Source organism: Streptomyces sp. NPDC008079, assembly GCF_042957385.1.
Classification (GTDB): Bacteria; Actinomycetota; Actinomycetes; order Streptomycetales; family Streptomycetaceae; genus Actinacidiphila.
Genome location: NZ_JBIBIC010000006.1, coordinates 178459 through 195611, shown reverse-complemented (window position 1 = coordinate 195611; position 17153 = coordinate 178459). Strand labels below are relative to the sequence as shown.

The 17153-nt window shown below is 73.4% G+C and carries 1 pseudogene; it reads right to left on the bottom strand.

Annotated elements, in window-relative coordinates:
- Window positions 1-49: 49 nt before the first annotated feature.
- Window positions 50-17110 (bottom strand): annotated as a pseudogene (locus ACFZAM_RS16005) (SDR family NAD(P)-dependent oxidoreductase); the annotation flags it as partial.
- Window positions 17111-17153: the final 43 nt, after the last annotated feature.

The window sequence follows — 17153 nt, the reverse complement described above, 5'->3', positions numbered from 1 at the left end:
TCGACTCCAGGCTCTCCGGTTCAGGAATGTCCCGTCCGCGTGCGGCGGATCAGGGGTTGCCGAGTTCGCGGTCCAGCAGGTCGAACATCTCCTCCGCGGTGGCCGACTCGATCTCGCCCCGGCCGTCGCGTCGTTGCCGTACCTGCCACAGCAGTTCCTCCAGGCGGCCGACGACTTCGGCGGTCTCCTCACCGTCCGCGGGCAGGGCGGCGACCGCGCCCGCGAGGGCGTCCAGCTCGTCCAGGACGGATCCGGTGCCGGTCCCGCCGGTGCTCACGGGACCGGTCGCCGCGGACGCGGCGCCGGTGGTGAAGCGGGTCCGCAGGTGCTGGGCGAGCGCGGTGGGCGTGGGGTGGTCGAACACCAGGCTCGCGGGCAGCTTCAGGCCGGTGGCGGTGGACAGGCGGTTGCGCAGTTCGACGGCGGTCAGCGAGTCGAAGCCGAGATCCTTGAACGTGCGGCCCGCCCGTACCGAGGAGTTGTCGGCGTGCTGAAGAACGCTGGCAGCTTGGTCACGTACCAGGTCGAGGACGTTCTTGAGCTGGTCGGGCTCGGAGAGCGTCGCCAACCGGGCGGCGAATTCGGCGCCCGCGGTGGTCGGGGCGGCGGAGTCGGCCTGATCGGTCTCGGTGCGCAACGCCGCTTGTACCTCGGGGAGTTCGGCGAGCAGCGGGCTGGGGCGCAGCGCGGTGAAGCCGAGGACGAACCTCTCCCAGTCGACATCGGCGACGGCGACGAACGTCTCGTCGTGCGCGACGGCCTGGAGCAGTGCGGTGGCGGCTCGTTCGGGATCCATGGCCAGTACGCCGCGGCTCTCCATGTAGGCGGCGGCGCCCTCGGCCTCCATCATGCCGCCGCCGTCCCAGGCGCCCCAGGCCAGTGAGGTCGCGGTACGGCCGAGCGCGCGGCGCCGCTCGGCGAGCGCGTCGAGGTGCGCGTTGGCGGCGGCGTAGACGGCCTGCCCTCCGCTGCCCCAGACCCCGGCGTTGGAGGAGAAGAGCACGAAGGCGTCGAGCGGTGTGCCGCCGAGGAGGTCGTCCAGGTGGCGGGCTCCGGCGATCTTGGCCGAGGCGATGCGGGTGATGTCCTCGTCGGTGGTGTCGGTGGCGGCCAGGTAGGTCTGCGGGGCGCCGGCCGCGTGGAAGACCGCGCTCAGCGGCCGGTCGGCGGGGACGCCCGCGAGGAGCGCGGCCACCTCGGACCGGTCGGCGACGTCGCACGCGGCGAACGTGACGGCGGCGCCCGCCGCCTCCAACTCCGCGCGCAGTTCCGCCGCGCCGGGCGCGTCGGGGCCGCGGCGGCCCGCGAGCAGCAGGTGCGGGGCGCCTTCGGCGGCGAGTCTGCGGGCGACGCGCGCGCCGATCCCGCCCGTTCCCCCGGTGATCAGAACGGTGCCGTCGGGCCGCCACGCGGCGGCTCGTGCGGAGTGCGCGGCCCCGAGAGGCGTACGGATGAGCCGCCGCCCGTGGACTCCGGAGGCCCGTACCGCGACCTGGTCCTCGACGGCGGACGCGGAGCCGCCGGACGCTGGGTCCACGGTTAGGGCGTCGGCGGCTGCCGGGTCGGCGGTCCCGTCAGGGCCGGGCAGTCCGCCGAGGACGGCGGCGAGCCGGACGGCGGCGGACGCGTCGGGCACGGGCGGCAGGTCGACCAGGCCGCCCCACTGGCGGGGCTGCTCCAGCGCGATGGCCCGGCCCAGGCCCCAGACCTCGGCCTGGCCGGAGCGGGGCCCCGCGTCGCCCGGTGCCGTCCTGACGCCCTCCGCGGTGGCCGCCCACAGCGGCCCGGTCAGTTCGGCGTCGGCGGCGGCCTGGGCGAGGGCGAGGGTGACGCGGGCGGCCGGGGAGAGACCGGCGGCAGCCGGTGCCGGGGCCTCGCGCCCGGCGGGGGCGCGGCCGGGCGTGCCGGAGCCGGCGGGGGCGCGGCCGGGCGCGCTGGTGTCGGATACCGCAGGGCCGGTGCCGTCGACTGCGGACGCTCCGGGCACCTCGTGCGCGGCAGCCTCCTCGACACCGCCATTGGCGGCGCCAACCGTCTCGGAACCGCCCGCCTTCGGCACACCCGTCTCGGACCCGTCCGCCCCCTGACCGCCGGTCTCGGAGTCCCCGAGGGCGAGCAGGGACAGCACGCCGTCGGCCTCGACCGCCCGGAGGAGTTCGGCGAGGGCCGCCCGGTCGGTCCGGTCGGCGGGGATCTCGATGTGGGTGACCGTGGTGCCCGCGGCGGCGAGCGCGTCGCCCGCCGCGGCGGCCCACGGCTCGTCCGGGAAGCTGAGGATCGTCCACCGCCCGCGCGGCGCACGGGCGTTCGCGGTGTCCAGGGCGCGCCAGGCGATGCCGTAACGCCAGCGGTCCAGGGCTGTACGGTCCAGGCTGCGGCGGCGCCAGGACGACAGCGCTGGCAGGACCGTCGCCAACTCGTCCTCTCCGGAGTCGAGTTCGAGTTCCCCGGCCAGGTGCTCCAGGTCGCCGCGTTCGACGGCGGCCCAGAATCCGGCGTCGGCGAGGTCGCCCGTGCCGCTGGTGGTGGGCGCGGTTCGGTCCCGCAGGTCGTCCAGCCAGAAGCGGCGGCGCTGGAAGGCGTACGTCGGCAGGGCCAGCGGCGTACCGCCCGAACCGGGGGCCAGGGGCCGCCAGTCGACGCCGGGCAGGCCGCGGACGAAGCCCTCGGCCACGGAGGTGGTGAAGCGCGCCATGCCGCCTTCGTCACGGCGCAGCGTGCCGACCGCGACGCCGTCGCGTTCGGCGTCCTCGAAGGTCGCGGCCATGGCGGTGGTGAGCACCGGGTGCGCGCTGGCCTCGACGAAGAACCGGAAGCCGTCGCTCTCCATGGCCAGCACCGCGGCCTGGAAGTCCACCGGGCGGCGGGCGTTGAGGTACCAGTACGCGTTGTCGAGGGTCGTCGTGTCGACGAGGCCGCCGGTGACGGTCGAGTAGAACGGGACGGTGGCGGGGCGCGGTGTGATGTGCGCGAACAGTTCCATGATCCGCTCGCGCAGCGGCTCGACCTGGGCGCAGTGGGAGGCCACGGTCGACCCGACGACGCGGGCTCGGACGTTGTCGGCCTCGCAGGCCGCGACGAATTCCGTCAGCGCCTCGGTGTCACCGGCCACGGTGACGGCGGTCGGGCCGTTGCGTCCTGCGATGTCAAGTCGTCCGCCCCACGCGGCTGTTCGCGCCTCGACCTCGGCGACGGGCAGCGCCACCGAGGCGACCGCGCCGTTGCCGACGAGTTCGGCGGCGAACAGGGCGCTGCGCAGCGCGATGATCTCGGCGGCGTCCTCCATCGTGAGCGCGCCCGCCACCAGCGCGGCGGCTATCTCGCCTTGGCTGCTGCCGACGACGGCGGCGGGTTCGACACCGACCGACCGCCACAGTTCGACCAGGGAGACGTTGACGGCGAACAGCACGGGTTGCAGAACCTCGATCAGGTCCGGCGAGGGCGCGCCGTCCACCCCGCGCACGACGTCGGTGACCGACCAGTCCAGGTGCACGCGGAGCGCCGCGTCGCACTGGGCGAACCGCTCGGCGAACACCGCTGAGGTGTCCAGGAGTTCGGCCCCCATGCCCTTCCACTGCGAGCCCTGTCCGGGGAAGACGAAGGCCACCCTGCCGCGTACGTCGGCGGCGCCGGTGACCGCCCCTGCGGTCGGCGTACCGTCGGCGAGCCCGCCGAGCGCGGCGGCGGCCTGCGCGCGGTCACCCGCCAGGACGACGGCCCGCTGTTCCAGGACGGTCCTGGTGGTCGCCAGCGCGTGTCCGATCTCGGCGTCCGTGGTGTCGGGCCGGTCGGCCACGAAGGCCGCGAGGCGTCCGGCCTGCGCGCGCAGCGCCGCCGCGGACTTGGCGGAGAGCACCCAGGGGACGACGGTGCCGGGCGGGTCGCCCACGACGGCGGCCGGGGCCGGGGCGGCGGGTTCGGCGGGCGCGTCGGACGTTCCGGGTTCGGCCCTCTCGCCGAACTCGGAGCCAGGATGGGCCAGTTCGACCGCCTCGACCGGCGCCGCGGGCGGCTCTTCCAGGATCACGTGCGCGTTCGTTCCGCTGATGCCGAACGAGGAGACCGCGGCGCGGCGCGGGCGGCCCCGGTCGGGCCACGGCGTCGCCGCGTTGAGCAGCCGGAGCCTGCCGGAGGACCAGTCCACCTCGGGCGAGGGTTCCTCGGCGTGCAGAGTGCTGGGCAGCGTGCCGTGGCCCATCGCCATGACCATCTTGATCAGACCCGCGACACCGGCCGCGGCCTGCGTGTGGCCGATGTTGGACTTGATGGAGCCCAGCCACAGCGGCTGGTCCCGCGCGTGGTCCCTGCCGTAGGTGGCGAGCAGCGCCTGGGCCTCGATCGGGTCCCCGAGGTTGGTGCCGGTGCCGTGCGCCTCGACCGCGTCGACCTCGTCGCCGGTCAGACCGGCGTTGGCGAGGGCCGCGCGGATGACGCGCTGCTGGGAGGGGCCGTTCGGCGCGGTGAGGCCGTTGCTCGCGCCGTCCTGGTTGACGGCGGAGCCGCGCATGACGGCGAGGACGCGGTGGCCGTTGCGGCGGGCCTCCGACAGCCGCTCGACCACCAGCATGCCGACGCCCTCCGAGAAGCCGGTGCCGTCGGCGTCCGCGGCGAACGCCCTGCACCGGCCATCGGGCGACAGCACGCGCTGGCGGCTGAACTCCACGAAGCCGAACGGGCTCGGCATCACCGTCACCCCGCCGACCAGGGCCAGCGAGCACTCCCCCGCCCGTAGCGCCTGAGCCGCCAGGTGCAGGGCGACCAGCGACGACGAGCAGGCCGTGTCCACCGTCATCGCCGGTCCTTCGAGGCCGAGGACGTACGAGACGCGGCCGGAGATGACGCTCAGCACGTTCCCGGTGACCGAGTACCCCTCGACGCGCTGCTGAAGGTCGGGGTCCTGGCCGTAGCCGGTGCCGACCGCGCCGATGAACACACCGGTACGGCTGCCGCGCAGCGTGGCCACGTCGATCCCGGCGCGTTCCACGGCCTCCCAGGCCGCCTCGAGTACGAGCCGCTGCTGCGGGTCCATGGCCAGCGCCTCGCGCGGCGAGATGCCGAACAGCTCGGCGTCGAAGTCCGTCGCGCCGCGCACGAAACCGCCCTGCTGGGCGTAGCTCTTGCCCGACCTGGCCGGATCCGCGTCGTACAGGTCCGCGAGGTCCCAACCCCGGTCGGTGGGGAACCCGGAGATCGCGTCGGTGCCCGACGCCACCAGGTCCCACAACTGCTCGGGCGAATCGGCGCCGCCCGGGAAGCGGCAGGTCATGGCGACGACGGCGACGGGATCGTCGTCGAGCCCGGCCGCCGTCGGAAGGGCTCCGGCCGGGGCACGGTCGTCGGCGGTCGCGGCGCCGAGGCCCAGTTCGTCCGCCAGATGCGCGGCGAGGGCGTCGGGGGTCGGGTGGTCGAAGACCACCGTGGCCGCGAGCCGCTGCCCGATCGCGGCACCGAGGCGGTTGCGCAGCTCGACACCGGTCAGCGAGTCGAAGCCCAGCTCCTTGAACGCGCGCTCGGGGTCGACGGCGGCCGGCGACCCGTGGCCGAGCACCGCCGCGACGTGCGTGCGTACGACATCGCGCAGGGCCTCGGTCCGTTCGGCGGCCGACAGCGCGGAGAGCCGCCGGACCAGGGCCGAGGAGTCGGCACGGGCCGAACTGGTCGCCACAGCACGGGACTTGCGGACGGACGCGGTGGTCAGTTCCCGGGTGAGGGCGTGGAAGGCTTCCCCGGTGCTCTGGGCGTCGCCGGGCGTCAGACGCGCGGTGACGGCGAGCGGTGTGTCCCAGCCGACGGCCGCGTCGAACAGGCCGATCCCCTGCTCGACGCTCATCGGCACCACGCCGCTACGGGCCAGGCGCGCCCGGTCCACTTCGCCGAGGGAGCCCGTCAGCTCGGAGTCGGTGGCCCAGTGTCCCCATGCCATCGACACAGCCGCAGCGCCACTTGTACGGCGCACGGCCGCCAGAGCGTCCAGGAACGTGTTCGCCGCCGCGTAGTTCGCCTGCCCCGCCGTGCCCACCACGCCCGCCAGCGACGAGAACAGCACGAACAACGACAGGTCCAGGTCCCGGCTCAGCTCATGCAGATGCCACGCGGCATCCACCTTCGCGCCCAGCACACTCCGGATACGTTCCGCGTCCAGGTCCGGCACCAGACCGTCGTCCAGCGCGCCCGCGCAGTGCACCACGCCGCCCAACGGCCGGTCCCCGCCGAAGCGCGCGAGCAGCCCGGCCACCTCGTCCCGGACCGCGACATCACACGCCACGACCTCGACCCGCGCACCGGCCGCCTCCAACTCCGCCACCAGCGCATCCGCACCAGGCGCGTTCGCACCACGCCGACCCGCCAGCACGACATCGCGCACCCCGTACGAGGCCACCAGATGCCGGGCCACCAGCCCGCCCAGCAGACCCGTCCCACCCGTGATCACCACCGCACTCGCGGCATCCACCCGGCGGGGAAGGCTCAGCACGACCTTGCCGACATGCCGCGCCTGCGACATGAACCGCAACGCCTCACCCGCCCGCCGTACGTCCCACACCCGCACCGGCAACGGCTCCAGCACACCCTCCGCGAACAACCCCGCCAACTCCCGCAGGATTGCGCCGAGTCGGTCCGGAGAGATGTCGGTGAGGGCGTACGGGTGGTACGTGACGCCGGGGTGCTCGGCGGCGACGGCCTGCGGGTCGCGGATGTCGGTCTTGCCCATCTCCAGGAACCGGCCGCCACGCGGCAGCAACCGCAGCGACGCGTCCACGAACTCCCGCGCCAGCGAGTTGAGAACGACGTCCATGCCGTGGCCATCGGTGGCCTGCCGGAACGCGTCCTCGAAGTCGAGGGTGCGGGACGAGGCGATGTGGTCCTCGGCGAGACCCGCCAGCCGGAGCGTGTCCCACTTGCCCTCGCTGGCCGTCCCGAAGACCTCGGCACCCCAGTGCCGGGCCAACTGCGTGGCCGCCATCCCCACACCACCGGCAGCGGCGTGAATCAACACCCTCTGTCCGGACTGGAGTTCACCGAGATCGGCCAGGCCGAACCATGCGGTCATGAAGACGACGGGGACGGCGGCGGCCTGCTCGAAGCTCCAGCCCTCCGGCACCCGGACGACCAGCCGCTCGTCCACCACCGCCAACGGCCCGAACGACTCCGGCAGCAGACCCATCACCCGGTCGCCCACCACGACACCCGCGACGCCAGGACCGACCTCGACCACGACACCCGCACCCTCGGTTCCGAGGTACGCGTCCGGGTCGGGGTACATCCCCAGATTGATCAGCACATCGCGGAAGTTGACTCCCGCGGCACGGACGTCGACTCTCACCTGACCGGCGACGAGCGGCGCCTCGGCGGCCGGGTCCGGCTCGACGGACAGTCCGTCGAGCGTGCCGTCGCCGGAGGCGACCAGCCGCCACGCGCCCTCGGCGGGCGGCACCAACCCCCCGCCACCGGCAGGCGCCCGCACCAGCCTCGGCACCAGCACCTCACCACCGCGCACCGCCACCTGCGGCTCACCCGCCGCCACCGCGACACCGACCGCGTAGGCGAGCGCGTCACGCACCGCGGCCTGTCCCCCCGACGCGAGGTGGACATCGACATCGACGTCGGCGTCTGAGTCGATCAGCAGGAAGCGCCCGGGGTTCTCGGCGAGCGCGCTGCGCACCAGGCCCCACACCGGGGCGTGGACGAGATCGGCGACAGGCTCACCGCTGTGAGTGGCCACGGCCCCACGGGTGACGAGAACCAACCGCGCATCAGCGAACCGCTCCTCGGCCAGCCACTCCTGGACCAGACCCAGCACGCCGGTCACCGCGTCCGCCACCGCACCCGGCACATCGCCGGAGACTGACGCCGGGGGCAGCACCAGGCCGACCAGCGGCGGAACCGGCTGCGCCGCGTCGATGTCGGAAAGCCGTTCCAGGAACACGCATCCGTCGGGCGCGCCGCCATCGGCGGACAGCGCGGCCGGCACCCAGTCCACGCGGTACAGGCCGTCGGCCGTGCCTGCCGCACTCGCGGCGGCGACGCGGATCTGGTCGGCGGTCGCCGTGCGCAGCGCGAGCGATGCCACCGATACCACGGGAGCCCCCTCGGCATCGGCCAGGAGCACCGAGGCGGCGTCCTCGCCCGCAGGCCGCAGCCGTACGCGTACGGAGGTCGCGCCGACCGCGCCCAGCACCATGTCGGTCCAGGCGAACGGCAGCCGCAGGGCGGTGAGTTCGGCGGGCGAGCCGCCGCGCAGCAGGACGATCCCGTGCAGGGCCGCGTCGAGCAGGGCCGGGTGGATGCCGAACTTGGCCGCGTCCTGGTGGAGTTCGTCCGGCAGCGCGGCCTCGGCGTAGACGTCGTCGCCGCGCCGCCACGCGGCGCGCAGCCCCTGGAACGCCGGACCGTAGCCGTAACCGGACGCGCCGACCTCGGCGTAGAAGCCCTCGACCGGTACCGGCACGGCGCCGGGCGGCGGCCACGCGGTCAAGTCCTCGGTCGCCTCTGCGGTGTCGGACGCGACCGCGAGAGTGCCGACCGCGTGCAGTGCCCAGGGCGCCGACTCCCCCGCCCCTTCGGGCCGTGAGTGGATGCCGAGTTCGCGCCGTCCGTCCGCGTCGGGCGCGCCGACGGAGACCTGCACCTGCACGCCGCCGCCCTCCGGAACGACAAGCGGTGCCTGAAGCGTCAACTCCTCTACGCACCCGGACGCGACCTCGTCAGCGGCCCGCAGCGCCCACTCCGCCAGCGCGGCACCGGGGACCAGGACGGTCCCCTCCACCCGGTGATCGGCCAGCCACGCGTTCGACGCCAGCGACAACCGGCCCGTGAGCACCACCTGATCCGAACCGGCCAGCCGCACCACCGCGCCGAGCAGGGGGTGGTCCGCAGCGGCCTGCCCGAGCCCGCTCGGGTCCCCGGCGCGCGCGGCGTCGGCAGTCAGCCAGTAGTGCTCGTGCTGGAAAGCGTACGTCGGCAGGGCGAGTTGCCCGGCACCCGTCGAATCCGGCGTACCGGCGAAGACGGACCGCCAGTCGACGGGGAGGCCCCGTACCCAGCCCTCCGCGAGAGAGGTCAGGAAGCGTTCCTGGCCGCCCTCTTCGCGGCGGAGGGTGCCCAGGGCGACGGCGTCGGAGCCCGCGTCCTCGAACGTCTCGGCCAGACCGACAGCCAGGACCGGGTGCGGGCTGGACTCCACGAAGTAGCCGAACCCGTCCGCCAGTAGGGCCCGGACGGTCTCGTCGAAACGGACTTCCTGGCGGAGGTTGGTCACCCAGTAGTCGGCGTCCAGCGTGCTTGTGTCGATACGGGCGCCGGTCACCGTCGAGTAGAACGGCACCTCGGACGAGGTCGGTGTGATCCCGGACAGGGCCTGGACGACCTCGTCCCGGATCGCGTCCACCTGTGCCGAGTGCGAGGCGTAGTCCACATCGATACGGCGCGCCCGTACGCCCTCGGCCTCACACACCGTCAGCAGTGCAGCGAGCGCTTGAGGTTCACCCGAAACGACCGTGGAGGAAGGCCCGTTCACGGACGCGACGGAGATACGGCCGTCCCAGCGCGCGATCCGCTCCCGTACGTCCTGCGCGGGCAGCGCGACGGACACCATCCCACCGTTGCCGGACAAGGTCCCGCGAATGGCCTTCGCTCGCAACGCCACGACCCGCGCCGCATCCTCCACGGAAAGCGCGCCAGCGACACACGCCGCCGCGATCTCACCCTGACTGTGACCGATCACCGCACCGGGCCGCACGCCCACCGACCGCCACACCTCGGCCAGGGACACCATCACCGCCCACAACGCCCCCTGAACAACCACCACGTCATCCAGAGCGGCGTCGCGGATCGCCTCCACCACCGACGAGCCGACGTAAGGCAACAGGGCCGCGTCACACTCCGCCAACCGCGCCGCGAACACCGGAGACGAAGCAAGCAACTCCATCGCCATCCCCGCCCACTGCGACCCCTGACCAGGGAACACGAACGCCACCCGGCCGTCGCCCGAGCGCGTCGCGCCGGTGACGAGTCGGGCGGCCGGGGCTCCTTCGGCGAGCGCGCCGAGGATGTCCTGGGCGTGTTCGGCGTCGGCGGCCAGGACTACGCTCCGGTGCGGCAACGCCGCTCGGGAGAGGGCCAGTTCGCGGCCGACCGAGGTGAGGGCAGGTGCGTCGTCCGTCCCTGCGAAGGACGCCAGGCGTCCGGCCTGGCCGCGCAGCGCGTCCGCCGACCGCGCGGACACCACCCACGGCACCACCGTCAGCGCCCCCAACGGGCGTGCGTCCGGGCCGACTTCGGGCTCGCGCTCTGGCTCCGCGGAGGTGTCGGCCCCAGCGTCGCCCCCTGACTCCTCCAGGATCACGTGCGCGTTCGTCCCGCTCGCCCCGAAGGCCGAGATCCCCGCGCGGCGCGGGTGGGTGTCGGCGGTCCACGGCATCGCCTCGGCGAGCAATTCGACCGCGCCGCTCGTCCAGTCGACGTGCGGCGTCGGCTCGTCCGCGTAAAGGCTCTTGGGCAGCACCTCGTGGCGCATCGCCTCGACCATCTTGATGACGCCCGCGACCCCGGCGGCGGCCTGCGTGTGGCCGATGTTCGACTTCACCGAGCCCAGCCACAACGGGTCCTCGCCGCCACGCTCTTGGCCGTAGGTGGCCAGCAGCGCCTGCGCCTCGATCGGGTCCCCGAGCGTGGTCCCCGTACCGTGCGCCTCGACCACGTCGACATCTGCGGCCGTCAGCCCCGCGCTGTCCAGGGCTGCCCGGATCACCCGCTCCTGGGAAGGCCCGTTGGGCGCGGTCAGCCCGTTCGACGCACCGTCCTGGTTCACCGCGGAGCCCCGCATCACCGCCAGCACCCGGTGACCGTTGCGCCGCGCGTCCGACAGCCGCTCCAGCAGCAAGACGCCGACACCTTCGCCCCACCCGGCACCGTCCGCCGCTGCCGAGAACGCCTTGCTCCGGCCGTCGGGCGCCATGCCCCGCTGACGGCTGAACTCCACAAAAAGGGTGGGCGTGGACATCACCGTGACGCCACCGGCCAGGGCGAGGGTGCACTCCCCCGACCGCAGGGCCTGCGCCGCCAGGTGCATCGCGACCAGCGACGACGAGCACGCCGTGTCCACCGTCATCGCCGGACCCTCGAAACCGAAGGTGTACGACACGCGGCCGGACACGGCGGCCGGGGACGAGCCCATCAGGGCGTAGCCCTCGGTGTCGTTGGCCGTGGCATCGGCGCCCACGGCGTAGTCGTGGTGCATGACTCCGGTGAAGACACCCGTCGAACTGCCCTTCAGCGAACCGGGATCAATACCCGCCCGCTCCAACACCTCCCACGACGCCTCCAGCAACAGCCGCTGCTGCGGATCCATCGACAACGCCTCACGCGGAGACACCCCGAAGAACCCCGCGTCAAACTCACCCGCCCCATAGAGGAACCCGCCCTCACGCGCATAACTCCGCCCCGCCACACCAGGATTCGGATCAAACAACTCCCCGATGTCCCACCCCCGGTCCACCGGGAACCCCGACACCGCATCCCCACCCGAAGCAACCAGCGACCACAACTCCTCAGGCGAACCCACCCCACCCGGATACCGGCACGCCATCCCCACAATCACCACCGGATCGGCCGCCTCACGCGCCGACAGGGGACCCGCCATACCCCTACGGGCGGCGACCTGACCGGTGCGCTCGTCACCGAGCACCAGCGTGCGGAGGAAACCGGCCAACGCCCGTGGCGTCGGATAGTCGAAGACAAGCGTCGCCGGAAGCCGCAGGCCCGTCGCTCCCGCGAGCGCGTTGCGCAGTTGCAGGCCGGTCAGCGAGTCGAAGCCGAACTCCTTGAAGCTGCGGGCGGGTTCGACGGCGGACGGGTCGGCGTATCCGAGGACTGTCGCGGCGCGGCCTCGGACCAGGTCGAGCAGATAGCGGAGTTGGTCCTCCTCGGTCAGGCCGGTGAGGGCGCGCAGGAGGCTGCCGGAGTCGCCGCCGACGTCGGTGGCGCGGCGCGGTCGGCCGCGGACCAGGCCCCGGTAGAGCGGGAGGACGGGTTCGCCCGCGCGGGCCGCGCCGCGCAGGGCGCGCAGGTCGAGGCGGCTGACGACGTGGACCCCGGAGCCGCCGTCGGCGGACGCGGCGGCGTCGAAGAGTGCCAGGCCCTGCTCGGGCGACATCCGCGTGACGCCCATTCGCAGGTAGCGGGCCACGTCGGCGTCGCCGAGGTGGGCCGTCAGCTCGCTGGCCTCTGACCAGTAGCCCCAGATCAGGTCGGTGACCGGCAGTCCCTCGGCGCGGCGGCGCGTGGCGAGGGCGTCCAGGAAGACGTTGGCCGCCGCGTAACCGGCCTGGCCCGGGTTGCCGAGCACACCGGCGATCGAGGAGAACAGCGCGAACAGCGACAGGTCCAAGTGCCGTGTCAGCTCGTGCAGATGCACCGCCGCGTCCACCTTCGGCGCGAGGACTCGGGCCACCTGATTGGGCGTCAGTGCCGACACCACTCCGTCGTCGAGCACACCGGCCGCGTGCACCACACCCGTCAGCGGCCGGTCGGAGGGAATCGCCTCCAACAGCGCGGCCAACGACGCCCGGTCGGCCACGTCACAAGCCGCGATCTCGACGCTCGACGCGCCCGCGTCCAGCAGGCGCCGCTCCAACTCCGGTGCGCCCGTGGCCGCCCGGCCCCGGCGGCCGGCCAGCAGCAGATGCCGCACCCCGTGTGCCGAGACCAGATGCTCGGCGAGGAGCCGTCCGAGGGTGCCGGTTCCGCCGGTGATGAGCACGGTCCCGTCGTCGCGCAGCGGCACCGGCGCGGGCCCGGCCGGGGCGACGCGGGCGAAACGGGGCGCGAGGAGCACGCCGTCGCGTATCGCGATCTGCGGTTCGCCGAGGTCGACGGCGGAGGCGACAGCGGCGGCCAGGGTGCCGGAAGCGGCATTGGTGCCACGGGTGCCGTCCGTGCCAGCGGTGCCGTCAGCGCCAACGGTGCCGTCAGTGCCAGTGGTGCCGTCAGTGCCGGTGGTGCCGTCGGTGTCGACCAGGAGGAAGCGGTCCGGCGCCTCGGACTGGGCGGTCCGCAGCAGCCCCCACACGGGTGCGTGCACGAGATCCGCCACCTCGTCGTCCGGCCCGGTGGAGACCGCCCGGGTGGTGACGACGACCAGCCGCGAGGCGTTCAGCCGCTCGTCGGCGAGCCATGCCTGGACGAGGGCGAGCGCGTCGGTGACGGCGGTGCGCACCCGCGACGGCAGCTCGCTGTCGACCTCCGACCGGGTGTCCCCGGGACCCAGCCGGGTGATCACATGGGCGGGGGGTTCCAAGGTGCCCGCGTCCAGGCCCGCCAGCAGCGCGGCGACATCCGTGACGTCCTGGCCGCTGCCCAGAGCGAGGACCGGTCCCGGCGCGGGGACGGCGGCCCCGGCGGAAACGGGCAGCGGTGTCCAGTCCAGGGCGAAGAGGCCGTCCCGGCCGGCGGTGCCGTCGGCCTGCCGGAGCTGCTCGGGGGTGGTCTCACGCAGGACGACGGACTGCACCTCCGCGACCGGGGCCCCTGCCGCGTCGGCGAGCGTCAGCGCGACGGCACCGCCGTCCAGCGGGCGGACCCGCAGCCGCAGCCGACTCGCGCCGACGGCGGACAGCGCCACGCCTTCCCACGCGTAGGGCAGCCGCAGCGGCGCCGACTCCGGCGTACCGCCGTCGAGCAGGGACACGGCGTGCAGGACCGCGTCGAGCAGGGCGGGGTGGAGGGCGAAGCGTTCGGCGTCCTTGGCCGCCGCGTCGGGCAGCATGACCTCGGCGTACACGTCGTCGCCCTGCCGCCACGCGGCGCGCAGGCCCCGGAACGCCGGACCGTAGCCGTAACCCGCCGTCGCCACCCGGGCGTAGAAGTCCTCGACCGGGACCGGCCGGGAACCGGCGGGCGGCCAGTCGGTCAACCCGGCGCTTTCAGCGGACCGTTCCGTACTGAGGACGCCGACGGCGTGCCGTGTCCACGGTTCGTCGTCCGCGATGCCGTCCTCGCCGCGCGAGTGAATCGTGATCTCGCGGCGTCCGTCGGCGTCCGGGCCGCCGACCGCCACCTGGAGCTGGACGGCACCGCCCTCGGGGATCGCCAGCGGCGCCTCAAGGATCAACTCGTCGATCTGCTCGGCGCGGATCTCCTCACCGGCACGCAAGGCGAGTTCCACGAAGGCCGCGCCGGGCAGCAGTACGGTGTCGTTCACGGCGTGGTCGGCCAGCCACGCGTGCGTACGCAGGGAGATCCGGCCGGTCAGCAACAGGGCGTTCTCGTCGGCGAGTTGTACGGCCGCGCCCAGCAGCGGATGGTCGGCTGCCCCGAGCCCCAGCGACGTGGCGTCCGCGCTGCCGAGCGAGCCCGACTCCAGCCAGTAGCGCTGGTGCTGGAAGGCGTAGGTGGGCAGGTCCACGGGGTGGGCGGGGGTTCCGGCGAAGACGGACCGCCAGTCGACGGGGAGGCCGCGTACCCAGCCCTCCGCGAGAGAGGTCAGGAAGCGCTCCTGGCCGCCTTCGTCACGGCGGAGGGTGCCGAGGGCGACGGCGTCGGAGCCCGCGTCCTCGAAGGTCTCGGCGAGACCGACTGCGAGAACCGGGTGGGGGCTGGACTCCACGAAGTACCCGAAGCCGTCGGCGAGGAGGGCCCGGACGGTCTCGTCGAAGCGGACTTCCTGACGGAGGTTGGTCACCCAGTACGCAGCGTCCAGCGTGCTCGTGTCGATACGGCCGCCGGTCACCGTCGAGTAGAACGGCACCTGCGAGGACTGCGGCTCGATGCCGGACAGGGCCTCAATGACCTCGTCCCGGATCGCGTCGACCTGTGCCGAGTGCGACGCGTAGTCCACATCGATACGACGCGCCCGCACGCCCTCGGCCTCACACACCGTCAGCAGCTCAGCGAGCGCCAGGGGTTCACCTGAAACCACCGTGGACGAAGGCCCGTTCACCGACGCGACGGAAATACGACCGTCCCAGCGCGCGATCCGCTCCCGTACGTCCTGCGCGGGCAGCGCGACGGACACCATCCCACCGTTGCCGGACAAGGTCCCCCGAATGGCCTTCGCCCGCAACGCCACGACCCGCGCCGCATCCTCCACGGAAAGAGCGCCAGCGACACACGCCGCCGCGATCTCACCCTGACTGTGACCGATCACCGCACCCGGCTCGACACCCGCAGCACGCCACACCGCAGCCAGCGACACCATCACCGCCCACAACGCCCCCTGAACCACCACCACGTCATCCAGAGCGCCCTCGCGAATCGCCTCCACCACAGACGACCCCACATAAGGCAACAGCGCCGCATCACACTCCGCCAACCGCGCCCCGAACACCGGCGAGGAGTCCAACAACCCCAACGCCATCCCCGACCACTGCGACCCCTGACCAGGAAAGACGAACGCCACCCGACCCGCGCCCGGACGCACCACACCGGACACCACACCCGAGGCCGCAACGCCCTCCGACAGGGCCGCCAGCCCCGGCACCATTGCCTTGACGTCGTCGGCGAGGGTCACCGCGCGGTGCTCAAGTGCCGCGCGGGAGACGGCAAGTGCGCGCCCGATGTGCGCCGGGGCGGGCAGCTCGTTCGAGTCGGCCGCAAAGGCGGCGAGCCTCGCGGCTTGGCCGCGCAGCGCGGCGGCGGACCGCCCGGACACCACCCACGGCACCGCTGCCAGCTCGCCCAACGGGCCCTGAGCCGAGGGTGTTTCGTCCACGGACACGGGTTCGTCGGCCTGGGGTGCGTCTTCCAGGATCACGTGAGTGTTCGTCCCGCTGATGCCGAACGAGGACACGGCGGCCCGGCGCGGGCGGTCCCCGCGCTTCCAGTCGACCGGCTGTTCCAGCAGACGGACCCCGCCCGCGGACCAGTCGACGTTCGAGGTGGGCGCGTCGATGTGCAGGGTGCGCGGCAGCTTCTCCTCCTGGAGGGCCAGCACCATCTTGATGACACCGGCCATGCCTGCCGTGTGCGCGGTGTGGCCCAGGTTCGACTTGACCGACCCGAGCCACAGCGGGCGGCCTCCCGTGCGGCCCTTGCCGTACGTGGCGAGCAGTGCCTGCGCCTCGATCGGGTCGCCGAGCGTCGTGCCCGTACCGTGCGCCTCGACCGCGTCGACCTCGTCGCCGGTCAGACCGGCGTTGGCGAGGGCCGCGCGGATGACGCGCTGCTGGGAGGGGCCGTTCGGCGCGGTGAGGCCGTTGCTCGCGCCGTCCTGGTTGAGGGCTGAACCGCGCACCACCGCAAGGACGTTGTGGCCGTTGCGGCGTGCGTCGGAGAGCCGTTCGACAAGGAGCATGCCGACGCCCTCGGACCAGGCGGTGCCGTCGGCCCCGGCGGCGAACGCCTTGCAGCGGCCGTCGGGCGCGAGGCCGCGCTGTCGGCTGAAGTCGACGAAGACCCACGGTGTCGGCATCACGGCCACACCGCCGACGAGCGCGAGCGTGGACTCGCCGTTGCGCAGGGACTGCACGGCCAGGTGCAGGGCGACGAGCGACGACGAGCACGCGGTGTCGACGGTCAGCGCGGGGCCTTCGAGGCCCAGGGAGTACGAGACGCGGCCGGAGATGACGCTGATGAAGGAGCCGGTGCCGGTGTAGCCCTCGACGCCTTCGGGCACCTGCTGCATGTTGGTGAGGTAGCCGGTCCCCGCGGCGCCGACGAACACGCCGGTCTTGGTGCCCTTGAGCGAGCTGGGGTCGATACCGGCGCGCTCCAGCACCTCCCACGACGACTCCAGGACGAGCCGCTGCTGCGGGTCCATGCCCAGGGCCTCACGCGGCGAGACGCCGAACAGCTCGGCGTCGAAGTCCCCTGCCCCGTCGAGGAATCCGCCCTTGAGGAGGTACGTCTTGCCGGGCGCGTCGGGGTCCGCGTCGTAAAGGGCCTCGGTGTCCCAGCCTCGGTCGGACGGGAAGTCGGCGATGGCGTCGCCGCCGGTGTCGAGCAGCCGCCAGAAGTCCTCGGGTGTGCCGACGTGACCGGGGAACCGGCAGGCCATGCCGACGATCGCGATCGGCTCGCTCTCCCGGTCCTTGACCTCCTGCAATTCCTGCCGGGTCTGGTGCAGGTCGGCCGCGACGCGCTTCAGGTAGTCGACCAGCTTGTCGTCGTTCGTCATCCGAGGCGTTCCTCCTCCGAGCGGTTATGGGATGTCCTGCGTC